The organism is Thermobaculum terrenum ATCC BAA-798 (assembly GCF_000025005.1).
Lineage (GTDB): Bacteria > Chloroflexota > Chloroflexia > Thermobaculales > Thermobaculaceae > Thermobaculum > Thermobaculum terrenum.
Genome location: NC_013525.1, coordinates 85,759 through 103,411 on the forward strand (window position 1 = coordinate 85,759; position 17,653 = coordinate 103,411).

The window sequence follows — 17,653 nt, forward strand, 5'->3', positions numbered from 1 at the left end:
GTGAGAATAGCAGTAATAGGCGGAGGTATCGCAGGACTATCTGCCTCATACGAGCTACTTAAGGCAGGTCAAGAGGTCCATCTTTTTGAGAGATCAAACTTTCTTGGGGGCCAAGTAGTGACAATACCACTCTATGGTACCCCTATAGAATTAGCCTATCACCATCTATTCACTAGCGATGTAGTGATGCAGGAGCTAATGGCTGAGCTTGGCATTATAGACAAGCTGGAATGGTACCCATCAAAAGTTGGATGGTTCAAAGGTGGCAAAATATATCCGTTCGTTACCCCTATGGATCTGCTACGCTTCAAACCTCTAAGGCTCTGGAATAGACTGCGACTAGGATTAGTAGTGCTGTTCCTACAGCGCTATAAAAATTGGAAGGCTCTGGAAAAGACAACAGCCACTCTATGGATGAGAAAATGGGCAGGCGATAACGCCTATGAACAAGTATGGAGACCTCTACTTAAGGGTAAGTTCGGTACCCGACACGAAGATATCTCCATGGCGTGGCTGTGGGGCAAGATACATCTTAGAACCACCTCCAGATCTTCGATCAACAAGGAGGTTCTTGGGTATCCGACCGGAAGCTTCAAGATCATAGTCGATGCGCTGGAGAAAGCCATAAGGGATATGGGAGGGCATATCCACCTAGGTGCCAGCATAGAGAAGATCGAAGCGCGGACATCTCCAAGTGGGGAGCTGACCGCTGTAGGCATACGTACGGGCGAGGGATTACAGGAATTTGAAAAAATCATATCCACTATTCCATCCAACAGATTCCTAGACATCGCCCCTCCCGTCGGGAAAGCATACGAAGAGAAATTGAGATCAGGACGATACCAAGGCGCCCTCGTGATGCTGATGACCTTACACAACAAGCTATCGGATTATTACTGGCTCAACATAGGTGAAGAAGGCTTCCCGTTCGTGGGACTCATTGAACATACGAATTTAGTACCTAAGGAATGGTATGGGGGAAAGCACGTCCTGTATATAAGTAACTACCTTTCTACAGAGGATTATTATTGGCAACTAGGCAAAGAGGAGCTATTGGAAGCCTATATACCTTTCCTGCAAAGGGTTAATCCAGAGTTCGAAAGATCATGGATCGATTCCTATCAAGTCTTCAGGGAGGCAGCAGCCCAACCTATAGTGCCTCCGAACTACTCACAGCGAATACCAGAGATGCAAACCCCTGTGAAGAACCTCATATTAGCTAACACCACCCAGATATATCCTCAGGACAGAGGCACCAACTATAGTGTTGATCTAGGGAGGAAGGCGGCGAGACTAGCCCTGGAATCCTGATAACAAATGCGCCACAGAGCTATTTAGGATATATTTACGAAAATCCATTGTTAGGTTCTCCCTGGAAATGCTTTAAGTAGAGTTACAGAATTGGTTGAAATGGGCCAAGGGGGAACCTATGACCACATACTTTTCCAAGCAAACCGAAGAGAAGAGAAGCGCTGACAATCACTACATCCGGGCTTACCTTGAAGAGGTACTAACAAGATTCAATGCTCACGGCAGAGAGATTCCTCTTCATCTTATAAAAGCGTTTACGGAAGAAGACAAACCAGGTGTGAGTCTTGAACAGGCAGTCGAATCCTATGGACGCTTGATCATACTGGGCAAAGCTGGAGCTGGAAAAACATCCCTGGCCAAAAAAGCTGTACTGCATATAGCTAGCAGATCTCTACGTTCGCATTTTGGGGCCGAACCAGGCAAGAGGTCTCTTTCTATCGATGATCAGCGTATACCCGTGCTGGTACAGCTTCAGTCTCTCGAGTCCGTAGAGATTCATGATATGCTGGCTGGCGCATTCCAGCAAGCAGGTATCACTCTCCCCGATGAGGAATTTCCACAGAGAGTTGTAGAGAACTTCCCTCTACTCTTGGTACTGGATGGGTTAGATGAGATTCGACCCGATATTAAGCTCGAAGCCGCAGCCGAAATAGCTTCTCTAGTTTCCAAACCGGGTAGCGCTAATAGATTCGTGATTACCTGCAAGGAAGATGAATTCCCCCTATACAGGGTCTGGTTTGAGCGTTGCGAGATCAGATCAATAGAGCCCATCAACGAATCACAGATAAGGCTATTCCTGGAGGATTGTGCCGATCCCAAGAGGAGAGATAGAGTTCTCTCCCATCCTAGAGCCTTTGAGGTGCTTTCCACAATAAAGGTACTTAATCTAGCCAAGCAAGAGCTTGATGACACTAGATCTAACGTAAACAGCATAGGGGATCTAGTACTAGCCAGTAGCCGTAAGCTTTTGATGGAAGCTGAGAGTAAGAAGAGAAACCGTGAGGGATTCGCCGGAGCTCAAAGCCGTACCCTGATGAAGTTACTGGCAGCATTGGCCTTCTCTCTGAAAACAGACTCAGTCAAAGATCTTTCAAGGGATCAAGCTAGAGGCATAGTATCAGCATCCTCGGGCGATAGTGCATCCTCCGAACAGCTGCTCGAGGTGCTCCTATCATCAGGAATCATAGAAAGCTCAGATTCCCGAAGGAGAATCAAATTCAGGGATGAACTAACCCTAGAAGTGTTTGCTGCCTATGCAATCTCCCTTCATCTAGAATCTGGCGGTGACCTGAAGGACTACATAAGCGACTCAAGCAAGAGAGAGAAGTGGGGAGGTGTAGTATCCCTTCTTTATGGCATTCATTCAGACAAAGAAAAGCTGCTCTCAGACATCTTAGGTGATGGCCAGAGTTTACCCCTTGTCAGGCTAGCAGTAACATGCATAACTCAGAACGAGCCTGAGGAGAAGTGGTCCTACATAACGTCAAAAGGAGACCTAGATGCTCAAGCTCATTACTACCTTGGACGCGCTTTTGCGGATCTCGGCTTCTACGCACATGCATCCAACGAGCTAAACAGAGCTATCGAAAAGAAGTTGGATAGTGCTGACGTGCATTACCAGCTGGGTAAGATTCACGAGGCCGAAGGAAAGTATGAGCTTGCTTGTCAGCAGTACGAGCTAGCCGTAGAGAGGGACCCCTCTAACGTCAACTATCGCCGTAGTTTTGGCTTGGCATTGGCACTATGCAACAAGTACGATCTAGCTGCCGCTAAGTTGAGAGAAGTGGTAGATATACTCAAGTCAGATTGTGCATTAACCCAGCACGAGCTAGGCAACATATATAAGATTCAAGGTAGGTTGCAGCAAGCTCTCGAGCAGTTTCAAGATGCAGCCACCATGTCTCCCAGCAGTGCAGTTTACCTGACTAGCTTGGGCTCTGTACTAGCAGCCTGCGGAGATGACCAGGGGGCAGAAAGGGAGCTAAGACGGGCACTAGATCTAGATCCTAATTATGCACCCGCAGCTAACGAGCTAGCTGCAGTACTGGAAAGGCAGGGCAAACTGGACCTTGCATTAGCCAACTACCAGAAGGCAACCGAGATTCAGCCAGAAGAGCCCCTATATCACCGTAACGCTGGGGCAATTCTTAGAAAGCTCGGCAGGGTAGAAGAGGCAGAGAGAGAGCTTGTTACCGCTATAGAATTGGACAGCAAGTATGCAGATGCTTATAACGAACTCGGCAGCCTGTATATGGATATGGGCAAGCATCTGGCTGCCCTTGAGAACTTCCAGAAGGCTATCCAATACTCACCTGAACAGCCAGAATACTATCTACAGATGGGTTTGACCTACAGAGCTCTTAAGCAGCCAGCAAAAGCCATAACAGCCCTGCAGATAGCACTGTCCATGGATCCCAAAGACCTAAATAAGCGGGCCATACTTGCAGAAACTTATTGCCAGTCTGGACGTTTGACGGAAGCTATTGAGGAATATAGATGGGCTATAGAGCTGAGTGGTGGTATGCCTCAATACCTGCTCAACGCTGCCATAGTACAGAGAAAAGCGGGTATGCTTGAGGATGCTGAAGAATCACTCAAAAAGGTCATCCAGAATAATCCCGGCTTGGCACCTGCGTACTTCGAGCTTGGCATGGTCGCTGAACAGAAAGGCGATTATATACTTGCCCTTGAGAGGTATCGGAAGGCACTGGAACTATCGCCTGATAACGAGCACTTTATTGTTGCAGTAAGCAGATCCGCTCGACTATCAGGCAACTTGCTCCAGGCTGACGAACTAATAAGGGATGCATTCTCCAGGATGCCCGAATCAGCGCTCATACATGATGAGCTAGGAACCATTGAATTTGTAAGAGGAAATTACCAGAAGGCTAGCGAGTGCTTCCTCAAGGCAACCAAGCTTTCTCCTGAAACCTCAGATTTCTGGGCCCATCTTGGTAAAGCATACAGATACCTGACAAGGCTTGATGAAGCAAAAGAAGCTTGTGAGGAAGCGCTAAGACTTGATGCCAACAACCCAGTCGCTCATCACGAGACGGCTATGTTGCTGATTGCCCTGAACGAGGAAGAGGAAGCACTAAGCCATTTTCGTAAGGCAGCTAGACTTGATGCCCGAAATGCTCAATACGCGCTTGATCTAGGAGCTTGTGCTAGCAAACTGGGGAGAGTCAACGAAGGTCTAACATGGCTCGAAAAGGCTCTGTCGCTTGACCCCAATAACGGTCAAGCACATGCAGAGCTGGGTATGCTCATGGGGAGCAGAGGTCAATGGGAGGAAGCGCTTGCCCACTTTAGAGCCTCTCTTCTCATTGATGAGCAGAACGTCGACTATCTTCATATGTACGGCATAGCTTGCTTGCACACGGATGCAACAGAGGATGCTATCAAGACTCTGGAGAGAGCTCTGGCCCTAGATCCAAGAAGAGCAGATGTATACGTAACCTATGCAGAAGCTCTTGAAATAGCAGGTAAAAGGGATGAGGCTATCCAGAACTTGCAAGAGGCAGTACGTCTGGACGACACGAATGTGAGCTACAAGGTCAAGCTAGGGTCAATGCTTCGTAGGTATGGCGAATATCAAGACGCGGAAGACCTGTTGCTCAAGTGTACAGACGATCACCCAGAATCTGCACAAGCCCATAGCGAACTAGGCATGCTTTACATGGATCTGGGGCTACAGGAGAAGGCGCTAAGGCACCATGAGATCGCATGCTCACTAGATGACAGGTCTCCAGAGTATAAGTATCGAATGGCGCTAGCACTTATCCATCTCAAGAGATATGCCGAAGCCATAGATACCATACTTACAGCTATACAAGCTAACCCTGAAGCAGCCGAGTACTATCATGCTCTGGGTAGGGCCCACATGGGTCTGAGCCAGTATGAAGAAGCCGTGCAGGCGTTCGAAAAAGCTGTAAGAATAGCCCCTAGCGTAGCACAATATCATCGCGACCTAGGGATAGCATACAGGAGCATATCCGAGTACGGCGCAGCGTGCCAGGAAATAGAAGAAGCTGTCAGGATATCCCCTGACGTCGCAGCTTGGTACAACGACCTGGGAATATGCTATGAACGCAGAGGGTGGCTACACGAAGCTGTGCAAGCGTTTGAGAAAGCAATTGAGCTTCAACCTGGAGAGCCTGTATACCTAAGTAACGCTGGTAATGTCCTCAGGCAGCAGAGAAAGCATGATTTAGCTCTCCAGCACCTGCAAAAGGCCATCGAGCTTGACAGTAATTTCGCAGAACCGTATCACCAGATGGCGCTAGTTATGCAGGACATGGGCAGATTCGATGATGCATACGATCTCTTTCAACGGTCCATAAGCCTATCTCCGGATAATCCTCGCTACCACTACAACCTTGGGATACTAATGAGATCTCAAGGAGATCTACACGATGCCATAAACCAGGTATCCAAGGCTATAGACATACAGCCAAACAATGCCGAGTGGCATTCTACTTTGGCTGATCTCTACTTCCAAATAGGGATGTTGGATAAGGCTCGCAAAGAAGCTGAAGAGGCTTCTCGGCTTGATCCAGATAACTACAGATATCATCGTCAACTATCTGTAATTGCTAGAGAGACACAGGACTTGGATCAAGCTCTGGCAAGTGCTAGACAGGCTCTAAAGTGCGCACCGGATGAGCCTCAGGCGATCGCCGAGCTTGCAAGCGTGCAGGAAGCATTGGGAGAGCTTACCAGTGCGCTAGCCCTGTACAAGCAAGCCGCTATGTTAGACCCCCTCAACGCGGATTATCATCGCAAGATCGGATCTATCTACCGCCAGCTGGGCAAAACCCAAGAATCTTTGCAGTCACTGCAGAAGGCTATAGATCTTGCCCCTAACGCTCCTGATTCCCTATTTGAGATAGGGCAGCTTTACCTGCAGACAGACAGGTTTGACGAAGCTTGCAAGGTGCTACAGAAAGCAACACAGCTGGCTCCGGATAATCCGACGTACAGATTCCATTATGGTTTGGCTATCATGAGGCTTAAGGAACGCGAAGATAAGCTAAGGAGTGCACGCCTGCTCGCTAGCTCATCTCAGGTAAGCTACGCACAAGCCATAGAGGAGATAGAAGCCGCACTTAGGATAGAGCACAATCACGCTGACTGGCACAATACCCTGGGCGAATTGTACGAACTGGTGGACGATTATGAGAGTGCCCTGCACCACTTCAGATGGGCCGCAGATATCGACTCTGATTGTGCACTATTCCAGTACAATCAAGGCAGAATATACAAAAAGCTTAGAGATTACGATCGAGCAATTCGCGCATTTCAGATGGCAGTTCGACTAGACCCTGAATTTGCTCAGGCTTATTCAGAGCTTGGAGCCACTTATAACATGGTCGGGAACCATTCTGAGGCTTTGATCAACTACGAGAGAGCATTGCAAATCAGACCCGATGATGGTCTTACATTGAGGCGGCTAGGATCAACTTACAGACAAATGAAGAGATTCAAAGATGCGATCTCCATTCTGCAAAAAGCTGCAGAGATCGATCCTCAAGATCCAGAGATCTATAATGAGCTAGGGCTAGCCTACAGAGCTCAGGGTAAGCACAGAGAAGCGCTTGCTGAGTTTGAACACGCACTGAAGCTCAGGCCAGATAACGCTACTTATAATCGCAATGCAGCTATAGCTCACCAGGATCTCAAGCAAACCAAGCTAGCCATAGAGAAGCTGCAACACGCTGTTATGCTCGAGCCATATCAGCCAACATGGCACTTCGAGCTTGGTGCTCTGCTGGAGGCCTCTGAGCAGTATGAGGAAGCGCTTGCAGAGTATAACGAAGCTATGCAGCTCAACCCAGACGGCGCCATATATGCTTTCAGGGCTGCAGAAGTATGCGAGCGCATGGGCAAGAAAGAGGAGGCAATAGAATGCCTCAAATACGCACTCAAGCTGGAACCTCGAAACTACGAATGGAGGTTCAAGCTTGGATGCATGTACCTGGACATGGAATACTTTGCACCAGCTGCCGAGGAGCTAGCTAAGAGCTTAGAGATAGAGCCTGAATCAGCAGAGGCTCACCTCAAACTAGGGATTGCACTAATAAACCTTGAGCAGTACGATCAGGCTCTAGAACGCCTAATGGATGCAGCTAAAATAGAACCTAATAACTTTGACGTACACGAGCAGCTCAGCCTAGTAATGGAAAAGCTTGGTAGACCAGAGGAGGCTATCAGCCACATAGCTCAGGCTCTGCTTCTAGATAGCTCTCGAGCTGATCTCTACCGTAGAGCTGGAAAGCTATATGCCGATATGGATAGGCTGGAAGAGGCAGCACAAGCTCTAGAAAAAGCACTAGAGCTGGATCCAGATGATGCTGAGACGCACTCAGAGTTGGGGCTAATATACGAAGCTCAAGAGAAGCTTAAACTCGCTCTTGGAGAACAAAAAGAAGCTATCAGGCTAGATCCGAAAAATCCTATCTACGAACTGCGGGCTGCGTCTATTTGCCGACAGCTCAGGTGGTTCGAGGAGGCTATGGCGGCGCTGGAGAGATCCCTGGATCTCGACCCAGAGAACGCTGCAGCTTACAATGAGAGAGGAATGCTTTATGAAGCTATGGGCAACCTAGATGCAGCCAGAGAACAATACGAGATAGCGGTAAGACTTCAACCAGACGAAGCCCTTTATCACCGCAATCTCGGAGTTGTGTATAAGAAGCTCAAGAGGTACGATTTGGCTGCATCCGAACTGAGACAGGCTGTCAAGCTCAGACCTGGATACGCCGATGCTTATAAGGAGCTGACCACGGTAAGCACACTATCGTTCATTACCAGGGGCTTTGGCAAAGAACGAGCTTCCTAAACAGAGCAGACATATAGGAGCAGCAACATGATTTTATCTGACACGATGATCATAGACGCGATAAAGACTGGATGGGTATCCTTTGACCCACCAGTTGACATAGACATACAGGTCCAGCCAGCTTCGGTTGATCTGCGGCTTGGCAACACCTTCAGGGTCTACAACTACGCACAGCAGGCAGTTATAGATCCGACCGAAGACATAGACCTTGATTCGATATCCCAGATCGTGCGACTGGAAGACAAGCCATTCATATTGCATCCAGGCGCATTTGTACTCGGATCTACGATGGAATATGTAAAAATACCTCCTGATCTAGTTGGTAGACTTGAAGGTAGAAGCAGCCTCGGTAGGTTGGGGGTAGTTGTACATTCCACAGCTGGATTCATAGACCCAGGATTTGAGGGTAATATAACTCTCGAGATCAGCAATATCGGGAAGATACCAGTTGCCCTAAGAGCTGGTATTAGAATATGCCAGCTCACTCTTATGCATACAGGACCTGTAGCTCGCCCATACGGTCCATTAAGGGGCAGCAAGTATCAGGGGCAGAGGGAGCCCACTCCCAGCAGGATCAAGAACGACGTAGAATTCCTCAGAAGAGGCGAGATAAAAGTAGGGGAAAGCTAGGAATTCTCTTGCCGCACGTGGTAGCAATCGTATTGAGTAGTATTGCTACCACGTGCGATCTTTGTACTGTCCTTCGTACAGCTTGTGTGCCCTAGTAGGTAGTTTGAAGAATACTAACTGCACTACGCGAGCATTCTTACGTACCCAAAATCCATGCGGATTATGCACACAAAGAATAGCTTCGCCTTTCCCCCTAAAACCTGAATCCCATAGGGCCGTTCCAACCGACACCCCCATTCTTAGAAGGCTGGATCGAGGCCTCGCAATAGCAAACCTATCCTCAGGAATAGTCACAAACTCATTGAAACCAATCTTGTAGGAGCTCTGTGGTAGCCATATCCAGCCTTCTGAGTCAAACTCAAGCCTCTCAGTCCGTGGCAAGACTCTCTCGCTGTTATCAAATGCCAGCTTGCCAGCTTCCAGAAAACGCTCCACCCAAGCGAGTGTAAGTTCTACACCGTTGGGCTGCGTCTGTTCCTCAAGGTCTATGTAATCCCTAATAAAATCTGCTGCGTTGGTATCTACTTCCTCAGACATACCATATCTCCAACATTCTTTACTCAAGATAAAATACCTCATTGGGCCCACACAATCAGCTAAACTCGTGGTAATGAAAACATTTATTATGATAGTGCAAAGCAAGAGGGCATGATCGCATCAATTAAGGGACATATAGAATACAAGCTAAACGATGGGTTGATTGTACAGGTTGGAGGTGTTGGTCTAAGGGTATTCACACCATCCTCGATGGTTAGAGAGATTGGGGAGATTGGTGATGAGGTATACCTGCATACCCATCTGATGGTCAGGGAAGACGCCCTGACGCTTTACGGCTTCTCCACTAGAGAACAGCTGAGATTGTTTGAGCTGCTCATATCAGTAACTGGAGTGGGACCTAATCACGCCCTAAACATACTATCATCGGCAAGTGTAGAGGAAATACAGACCGCTATCGCTCAGGAGAACGCACAGTTCTTCTCACTCATACCAAGAATAGGCAAGAAACTAGCTGCGAGAATAATTCTAGAGCTGAAGGGCAAAGTGGAACCTTCTGGCGAGGCAGTCCAGATAATCAGTCACAAAGACGAGGAGCTGGTTTCCGCACTCTTAGCGCTTGGCTACACACTTGGAGAGGCACAAGCAGCTGTCCGTAGCCTCCCTACAGATAAAGAGCTCCCTATGGAGGAGAAGCTTAGACTAGCACTCTCCTATTTCAGCACTCCTTAGGAGGAAACTGATGCAAGACAGCATACTAGATGTAGCGGGTATCGAAGTTGGTAGCTCTGAAGACCAAACCATTCGTACCGGTTGCACAGTAGTGCTGTGCAAGCAGGGAGCTACTGTAGGGGTAGATGTTAGGGGAGCTGCTCCAGCTACGAGAGAAACAGATCTATGCAGATCCGGTAATCTAGTCAGCAAAGTACACGCAATCCTCCTGACAGGTGGTAGCGCTTTTGGATTGGATTCAGCAAGTGGTGTAATGCGTTTCCTATGGGAGAGAGGAATTGGTTTTGATACTCCAGCAACCAGGGTTCCAATAGTTCCAGCAGCTGCCATCTATGACCTAAATGTAGGTAGAGTAGGCTGGCCTCACTCCGAGATGGCATATCAAGCCTGTCGGGAAGCTACCAGCAAGACAATGAGCAGAGGTAGAGTGGGGGCTGGAACTGGCGCCACCGTAGGGAAGATCCTTGGTCCCAAGAACTGCACCGAAGGGGGCTTGGGCTCAGCAAGTGAGCGGGTAGGAAGTTTCCGTGTAGGTGCGCTAGTAGTGGTTAATGCTCTGGGAGATGTGGTTGATCCTAATAGTGGCAAGATAATAGCAGGTCCAAAAGATCCTTTAACAGGGAATTTCATAAGTACAGAGGACGTCCTTCTAGAGGGAAGACCAAGCACATCAAATGAAGGGCAAAACACTACCCTGGTCGTAGTTGCTACAGACGCACCTCTATCTAAGGAACAAGCAAACAGGCTCGCCTCTATATCACATGATGGCCTAGCCAGAGTTATTCGTCCTGCGCATACACTGGTAGATGGAGACGTGGTTTTTGCCCTCTCTACGACTGCAGATAATCAGGTAGTTACCACAGATCAAATGATAGCTCTAGGTGTTGGAGCTATAAGAGCCGTAGAGCGGGCAATCCTGGACGCGGTAGCGGTAAAGGTAAATCATCGTTAGAGACTCGAATCGATCGCTCTCTGACGTAATCTTTCCTGATCCAAATAGTCCTGCAACAGGACCGCAGCAGCCTCAGCATCAATAGCAAGTTTCTTTCTACCCAACTTACCAAGCTTGCGTCGCGACTCTAATAGCCTTCTCTCAGCCTCTACCGAGGTCAAACGCTCATCTACAAGCTCAACTGGTAGCCCCGTAGCAGTCTCTATCTGCTTTGCCAGCTCCCTGGCGCGGACCGCCTCTTCACCCTCGTACCCCGACATGTGGAGAGGCAGTCCTACCACTATCTTCTCCACATTCTCATGCTCAGCTATGCGTCTGATCTCCTCCAGATCTCTATCGGAAGTAGTCCTGTGAATAACTTTATAGGCTGTGGCCAATAAACCCGTAGGATCGCTCAAGGCTATTCCTATTCTCTTCCTGCCAGGATCTATCCCCATAACAACCATAGTATCTCTTACTTACCTTCAAGCTGCCTTGCGAGCACCTCATCAACAGAGCCAAGAGCTTCCTCAAGCTTCTCAGGGAAACGACCTCCAGCCTCGGCTCTATCGGGTCTCCCACCTCCGCCTCCACCAACAAGAGCAGATATCTCCTTGACGAGCTTGCCAGCATGCACACCCTTCTGGACTAGGTCCGGGGTGACTACAGCCACTATACTAGGCTTGCCCTGAAGGACAGAGCCTACCACTACCACTCCGGATCTTAGTCGATCTCTAAGTCTATCAGCAAGGTCGGACATGGCTTCCCGGCTATCGAGGCTCGTCTGAGCCACCAACAGCTTAGTGCCATCGACCTGACGAACGTTGCGCAGCATCTGATCTATCTCACCAGCAGCAAGCTGTCTCCTAAGCTGTTCTATCTGTCTCTCCTGCTCTCTAAGTCTTTCTTGGAGCAGAGCAACCTGCCTCTCTATCTCAGAAGTGGGAACTTTTAGCTTAGCTCCTAAGCGCTCGAGCAGCTCCATCCTCTCTCGAGCGTACTTGATTGCTCCTCTACCAGTAACAGCCTCAACTCTTCTTACTCCACTAGCTATGCTCCCCTCACTGGTGATATATATAGGACCTATCTCGCCAGTATGATGCACATGCGTGCCACCACAAAGCTCGCTACCATAATCCTCTATACTTACAACCCTCACTATATCTCCGTATTTCTCTCCGAACAGAGCCATAGCTCCAGAAGCTATCGCTTCAGTGTAAGGCTTCTCCTGTGCATAGACTTTTCTGTCATCCTGGCTAACGTCATTGATTATTCTCTCGATTTCGAAGAACTCCTCATCTGATAGCTGCGAAGGGTGTGTAAAGTCAAATCGCAACCTATCTGGAGCTACTAGCGAACCAGCCTGGCGAGCGTGAGGACCTAGCACATCCCTCAAAGTCTTGTGCAGGATATGCGTCGCGGTGTGGTTTCTCATGATATCCTGGCGCCGTCTGGCATCTACCACTAGATCAACATTCTGCCCCACACTGATGGAGCCATGTAGTACTCTACCCCTATGCAGGATATAGCCATTGACAGGTCTTTGAGTATCCAATACATGGAAATCACCCTCCGGACCTGTTATAACGCCAGTATCTCCCACTTGACCACCAGCTTCGGCATAAAAAGGTGTCCTGTCGAGGAGTATCTCAGCTTCTTGTCCATGTTCGACCTTATCGACAAGCTCACCCTCTCGGATAATGGCCATGACCCTGCCGGTATCCTCTAGGGTGGTATAGCCGGTAAATTGAGTGGGTTCACCGCTCAGCGCAGCATAGGCAGCGGGCATCTTTGCAGTGAAGGTACTTGCAGCTCGACTCTGAGCTCGCTGCCTCTCCATGGCACGTTTGAATCCCTCGGTATCAACCGAGAAACCACGATCCCTGGCAAGTTCCAGAGTAAGGTCCAGTGGGAAACCATATGTGTCATAAAGACGAAATGCATCCTCTCCGGGAATCTCCTTCTGGCCACTTGCCGACAGCTTGTCGATCAAATCATCAAGCTGAGCCACTCCCCTGGCCAAGGTCCTGGAGAAATGCTCTTCTTCTGCCCTTGTAACCTTATCAATGAAACTCCATTGGTCCTCGAGCTCAGTATAATGATGACCCATTATGTCGACTACTACTCTGGCAGTGTCGCTAAGGAAATGTCCTTCGATGCCAATTCGCCTACCAAAACGTATTGCCCTTCTGATAATCCTTCGCAGGACATAGGACCTCCCCTCATTACCCGGGGTAACTCCATCTGCTATCAAAAACGCAAGAGATCTACTATGATCGGCAATAACTCTATAAGCAACTATCTCTCTTCGGCGATCCTCATCGCTGTGCCCAGCTATTCGCTGGACCTCATCCATAATAGGTACAAAGAGGTCGGTCTCGAATATAGAGTCAACACCTTGCATGATTGCCGAGGTGCGTTCCAAGCCCAGTCCTGTATCTATATTCTTCTTGGGCAGTGGAGTCCTGTTCCCTGACTCATCCTGGTAGTACTGCATAAAGACCAGGTTCCAAAACTCCCAAAACCTTCCACAATCATGCGCAGGAGTACAGTTTGGATCTCCGCATCCCTTTTCCGGGCCACGATCATAGAATATCTCAGAATTCGGTCCACACGGACCAACATCCGCCATCTGCCAGAAATTATCCTCATCTCCCATCCGTATTATTCTGCTCTCAGGGAGACCGGCTACCTCCTGCCATAAGGACGCGGCTTCATCATCTGTGTAATGCACCGTGGCCCACAGCCTGGAAGGTTCAAGACCCAGCACCTGAGTAACAAATTCCCAAGCGTAACCAATAGCCTCACGCTTGAAGTAGTCTCCAAAACTAAAGTTGCCCAGCATCTCAAAAAAAGTCAGATGCCTGGCACTGGGACCAACATTCTCCAGGTCATTATGCTTGCCACCCGCCCGCATACATTTTTGGGCTGTGGTCGCTCTGGTATAAGATCGAGACTCCCTGCCTAAAAAGACATCCTTAAATTGCACCATTCCAGAGTTGGTAAACAGCAAGGTGGGGTCTTTGGCCGGAACTAGCGAAGAGCTAGGTACGACAGTGTGGCCACGAGCCTCAAAGAATTCAAGAAACTTGGATCTAATTTCGCTACTCTTCATCCTTTTTGGAATCCTCTCAAACAAACCCCTATTGTAATCCCTGTATAAGTATGGCAGAAATAATGCAAATCGATAGGCTTACGTAAACTGTAACTCAATCCTGTAATCAACACTGGTAATATGGACTTGGAAATAGCACAAAGCATACTTACAATAGGCTCTAAAATTATAGAGCAATAAGACATGTTATTATATGATTTGTTCTAACGGTTTAAAAATTGCTGGTCTCGTGTAATACTTAGAGTACATGCTAACATTGACGTGTATAAAAGTTAGGAATATACTTGTCCGGCACTTGTTGCACGGTGCATATTAGGAGCGAGCTTTGGCCAAAATGGAAACACGTACAGAAAACAAAGAGCAACTCCTCGAGCTATATCGTAAGATGCTCCTCATACGACACTTCGAGGAAAGAGCTGCCCAACTCTATACACAAGCCTATATAGGTGGCTACTGCCATCTCAATGTGGGAGAAGAGGCTACAGTAGTTGGCGCTCTAACCTCAATAAGAGAAGATGATTACGTCTTCACTTATTACCGAGAGCACGGACATGCATTGACTCTTGGTAGCGATCCCAAGGCAGTCATGGCTGAGCTATGTGGTAAGGTTACAGGACTGTCTAAAGGTCGCGGGGGTTCTATGCACCTGTTTGACAAAAAGCATAGACTCTACGGAGGCTACGGTATTGTAGGAGGACACTTACCCTTAGCTGTGGGTGCTGCCATGGCGATCGAATATAAAGGTGAGGACAGTATTGTGATGTGCCTCTTTGGTGAGGGTGCAACCAATATAGGTGCTTTCCATGAGGCGCTCAACCTGGCTAAGGTGTATCATCTGCCAGTGTTGTTCTTCTGCGTCAATAACCAGTACGCAATGGGCGCACGTGTTGATGAAGATTCCGCAGTTCCTGAGATGTGGATGAAAGCATGCGCTTATAATATGCCGGCGGAGAAGGTAGATGGCATGGACCTCTTCGCAGTACGCGAGGTCACCCAGCGCATGGTGGAGAAGGTAAGAGAAACCCGTGAACCAATGTTTCTTGAGGCTATAACCTATAGGTTTAGAGGTCACTCCATGGCCGATGCTGGCAGATATAGAACGCAGGAAGAGGTCAAGCAGTGGATGCAAAGAGATCCGATACATTTGACCGCTCGTAGGCTCGAGGAGATGGGTGTTCTGGATAGCGAGCTTAAGGCTAAGATAGAGTCCGAAGTTGAACAGGAAATAGAAGAGGCAACAAAGTTCGCTATAGAGAGTCCTGACCCTGATGTCAGCGATCTTTACAAATACGTATATACAGAGGACGGTGAGTAATTGGCTGTCAAGACCTATCGCGAAGCACTCAACGAAGCTCTTAGAGAGGAGATGGAACGCGATCCCAATGTCTTCATCATAGGAGAAGACGTTGGGAAGTTTGAAGGAGCATATAGAGTAACTCAAGGGCTTTTAGCTCAGTTCGGACCTAAGAGAGTCAGAGACGCCCCCATATCAGAAACAGGCTTCCTTGGGGCTGGTATAGGGGCCGCGATGCTTGGCCTGAGGCCGGTAGTGGAGTTCATGACCATAAACTTTATCCTCGTGGCCATGGATCAAGTCATCAACCACGCAGCCAAGATACGCTACATGTTCGGTGGCGAAGTATCCGTACCTATGGTTATACGTGCTCCAGGTGGTGCAGGCCAGCAGCTGACTGCCCAGCACTCACAGAGTTTCGAGGTATGGTTTGCTCACACACCAGGGCTAAAGGTCATGGCTCCATCGAGTCCCTCTGATGCAAAGGGGATGCTCAAGACCGCTATAAGAGACCCAGACCCTGTCTTCTTCCTGGAGAACTTAGCTCTCTATAACACTAAGGGCGAAGTTCCTGAGGGAGAATATACTGTGCCTCTAGGCAAGGCTGACGTAAAACGTCAAGGCACAGACGTAACTCTTATCTCCCACTCAAGGGCCGTGAACTGGTGCTTGCAAGCAGCGCAACAGCTTGAGAAAGAGGGCGTGAGCGTGGAGGTAGTAGACCTTAGGTCGTTAAGACCTCTCGACATGGAGACGGTAATAGAGTCCGTGAAGAAGACCAATAGAGCAGTCACAGTAGAGGAAGGATGGCTGAGCTTTGGCGTGGGGGCGGAGGTAGCCAGCAGACTAATGGAGCAGGCTTTTGACTACTTAGACGCCCCAGTACTAAGAGTTGGTGGAGCAGAGGTGCCAATGCCCTATGCCAAACCCCTGGAGAGGGCCGCTATGCCCTCAGTAGACAAGATAGTTGCGAGAGTCAGAGAAGTACTCGAGTAAAGCATATTTGAGATCAGGAGTGAATTGCTGATATGAACCTAACGATGCCTAGACTTAGCGATACCATGGAGGAAGGCACCGTAGGTAAGTGGCTCAAGAAAGAAGGTGACTCCTTCAAAAAAGGTGAGGCAATAGCCGAGATACAGACAGATAAAGCTAACATGGAGCTTGAGGCCTTTCAGGATGGAGTCATTGAGAAGATACTCGTCCAGGAAGGACAAACCGTACCAGTAGGAGAGCCAATAGCAATCATCCGCTCACCATCGGAGGCGCCAGGACCTTCTGAGACACCCACTACAGAAGAACCAAAGCATGAAACTAAACCCCAAGAGCCTGTGCAGGAGCAAACTCCTCAGCCAGCTGAAAGCCCGATTCCGATCGCTCCGCGTGAGGAGGCGGGGACTGCTGGCCCTCAAGGCCGTATAAAGGCTTCGCCTCTTGCTCGACGTATCGCACAGGAACTAGGTATAGACCTTGCCACCGTCAAAGGTACAGGCCCTAACGGCAGGATCAAGAGAGAAGATGTAGAGAGAGCAGCTGCATCAAGGACTCAGGCACCCAAAGTTGAAGAGATACCTGCCGCAGAGGCAGCACCACCCAGCAGAGTAGAGCCCTTTACTCGCATTCAGAGCATCATCGCTCAGAGGATGGTGCAAAGCAAGACGCAGGTACCACACATCTATATCACTATTGAATTGGATATGTCTAAGGCCATAGCTTTGCGACAGGAGATCAATCAGTTAGGTGAGCCACCTGTAAGCTTCAACGATATGGTTATAAAGGCCTGTGGCTTGGCGCTGCGTAACTATCCGTTAGCTAATGCCTCTTATGTTGATGGAGGTATAAAGTATAACGAACAAGTAAATGTGGGCTTTGCCGTAGCTACTAAAGGGGCTCTGTATGTCCCTGTAATAAGAGATGCTGACAAGAAGAACCTCAGGCAGATAGCTGCTGAAACCAGGGCTCTGATAAACAAAGCTAGAGAAAATAAGCTCAGCCCCCAGGATCTGTCTGGAGGAACATTCACAGTATCTAATCTGGGAATGTATGGTGTTGAGGAGTTTCAAGCCGTAGTTAACCAGCCTGAGGCTGCGATTCTTGCAGTTGGGGCAATCACCCAGAAGCCGGTCGTGCAGGATGGACAGATAGTTATAGGTAATCGTATGAGAGTAACTCTCTCAGCGGATCATCGTGTTCTGTACGGAGCCGACGCAGCAGAGTTTCTCAATGAGTTAAGGAAGTTCCTGGAAAATCCTCTGCTGCTGGCCTTCTAAGGAATACGATAAACCGGTGATGGGTGGGTAGCAT

The 17,653-nt window shown here is 48.7% G+C and carries 11 protein-coding genes; 8 read left to right on the top strand and 3 right to left on the bottom strand.

The genetic code is table 11. The annotated features are described in order from the left end of the window. From TTER_RS00400 to dcd, 3 genes are all read left to right on the top strand, one after another. Nucleotides 1-1,311, top strand: a complete 1,311-nt coding sequence (locus TTER_RS00400) for an NAD(P)/FAD-dependent oxidoreductase (protein ID WP_012874039.1) — start codon at nt 1-3, stop codon at nt 1,309-1,311. A gap of 118 nt (nt 1,312-1,429) precedes the next feature. Beyond that, nucleotides 1,430-8,152 (top strand): tetratricopeptide repeat protein, encoded by a 6,723-nt coding sequence (locus tag TTER_RS00405; RefSeq protein ID WP_012874040.1) that lies wholly within the window; start codon nt 1,430-1,432, stop codon nt 8,150-8,152. 27 nt (nt 8,153-8,179) lie between these two features. Beyond that, nucleotides 8,180-8,782 carry a dCTP deaminase gene (dcd, locus tag TTER_RS00410; protein WP_012874041.1) on the top strand — a complete coding sequence of 201 codons (603 nt, stop codon included), beginning with the start codon at nt 8,180-8,182 and terminating at the stop codon, nt 8,780-8,782. Nucleotides 8,783-8,827: 45 nt separating this feature from the next. Here dcd and TTER_RS00415 read toward each other — a convergent pair whose 3' ends face one another. Then, complete coding sequence (locus TTER_RS00415) at nt 8,828-9,319, bottom strand: deoxyuridine 5'-triphosphate nucleotidohydrolase (protein ID WP_012874042.1); 492 nt, start codon at nt 9,317-9,319, stop codon at nt 8,828-8,830. A 111-nt stretch (nt 9,320-9,430) separates the two neighbouring features. On the opposite strand from TTER_RS00415, the gene ruvA reads away from it, so the two are divergent. Together ruvA and TTER_RS00425 are read left to right on the top strand one after the other, a co-directional pair. Further along, on the top strand, nt 9,431-10,009 hold the full coding sequence (ruvA, locus tag TTER_RS00420; protein ID WP_012874043.1) for a Holliday junction branch migration protein RuvA: 579 nt from the start codon (nt 9,431-9,433) through the stop codon (nt 10,007-10,009). Between the two features lie 10 nt (nt 10,010-10,019). Continuing rightward, a complete protein-coding gene (locus TTER_RS00425) occupies nt 10,020-10,961 on the top strand; it encodes a P1 family peptidase (RefSeq protein WP_012874044.1) in 942 nt (313 codons plus the stop codon). Here TTER_RS00425 and ruvX read toward each other — a convergent pair. Together ruvX and alaS are read right to left on the bottom strand one after the other, a co-directional pair. Beyond that, nucleotides 10,958-11,398 carry a Holliday junction resolvase RuvX gene (ruvX, locus tag TTER_RS00430; RefSeq protein ID WP_083768897.1) on the bottom strand — a complete coding sequence of 147 codons (441 nt, stop codon included), beginning with the start codon at nt 11,396-11,398 and terminating at the stop codon, nt 10,958-10,960. The two genes, TTER_RS00425 and ruvX, sit on opposite strands and share 4 nt — an antisense overlap. 17 nt (nt 11,399-11,415) lie before the next feature. Continuing rightward, nucleotides 11,416-14,055 (bottom strand): alanine--tRNA ligase, encoded by a 2,640-nt coding sequence (gene alaS / locus TTER_RS00435; RefSeq protein WP_012874046.1) that lies wholly within the window; start codon nt 14,053-14,055, stop codon nt 11,416-11,418. A 334-nt stretch (nt 14,056-14,389) separates the two neighbouring features. Here alaS and pdhA point away from each other — a divergent pair, with 334 nt between their 5' ends. The 3 genes from pdhA to TTER_RS00450 are packed head-to-tail and all read left to right on the top strand — an operon-like array spanning nt 14,390 to nt 17,619. Further along, nucleotides 14,390-15,370 carry a pyruvate dehydrogenase (acetyl-transferring) E1 component subunit alpha gene (gene pdhA, locus TTER_RS00440; RefSeq protein WP_041424467.1) on the top strand — a complete coding sequence of 327 codons (981 nt, stop codon included), beginning with the start codon at nt 14,390-14,392 and terminating at the stop codon, nt 15,368-15,370. Continuing rightward, nucleotides 15,371-16,345, top strand: coding sequence for a pyruvate dehydrogenase complex E1 component subunit beta (locus tag TTER_RS00445; RefSeq protein WP_012874048.1), 975 nt, complete (start codon nt 15,371-15,373; stop codon nt 16,343-16,345). It abuts the gene before it with no gap. 32 nt (nt 16,346-16,377) lie between these two features. Beyond that, entirely contained in the window at nt 16,378-17,619 is a 1,242-nt protein-coding gene (locus tag TTER_RS00450) for a dihydrolipoamide acetyltransferase family protein (protein WP_012874049.1), read from the top strand. The last annotated feature ends 34 nt before the right edge of the window (nt 17,620-17,653 follow it).